The sequence below is a fragment of the Vibrio sp. 10N.222.55.A1 genome, from assembly GCF_041473835.1.
GTDB lineage: Bacteria > Pseudomonadota > Gammaproteobacteria > Enterobacterales > Vibrionaceae > Vibrio > Vibrio crassostreae_C.
The window spans coordinates 1-466 of sequence record NZ_JBFRSX010000145.1; the positions used below are offsets into that span (position 1 = coordinate 1).

Genomic DNA, 466 nt, shown 5'->3' on the forward strand with positions numbered 1-466 from the left:
GTATCCGCCCCATGAACCCACGAGGCGACTTGTCAGTGTTTGAAGTTCCAAGGCAGGAGTGCGTCGATATCAGGCTCAGCTTTCGCCAGCTCTTTCATGCACTTGACCATGTAGTCGTAGAGGATAAGACCGTTGGCTTTCGCGGTCTCGATGATGCTGTAAAGCATCGCGCTCGCATCAGCACCGTTTGGTGTGTTAGAGAACAGCCAGTTCTTCCTGCCAATGACCAGTGGTTTAATTGCGCGTTCAGCGCGATTATTATCAATAGATAAGTGACCATCGTCGATATAACGAATAAGCTTTGACCACTGCCCAAGCGTATATTTTATCGCTTTGCCTAGTGGGCTAGAGCCTATCACCTTCTGGGTTGTCATCCATTGGTAAAGCTCATCCAGTATCGGCTTGGCAAGCGCTTGACGCTCTGCTTTTCGCTCTTGGGCAGGCGCACCTTTTAAGCGTGATTCTA

Annotated in this window: 1 protein-coding gene; it reads right to left on the reverse strand. The window is 49.8% G+C overall.

The window, feature by feature from the left end; translation table 11 throughout:
• Positions 1-32: 32 nt before the first annotated feature.
• Positions 33-466, reverse strand: a 434-nt coding sequence (locus AB4493_RS22170; RefSeq protein ID WP_372155831.1) for a transposase, incomplete at its 5' end; no start/stop codon positions are given.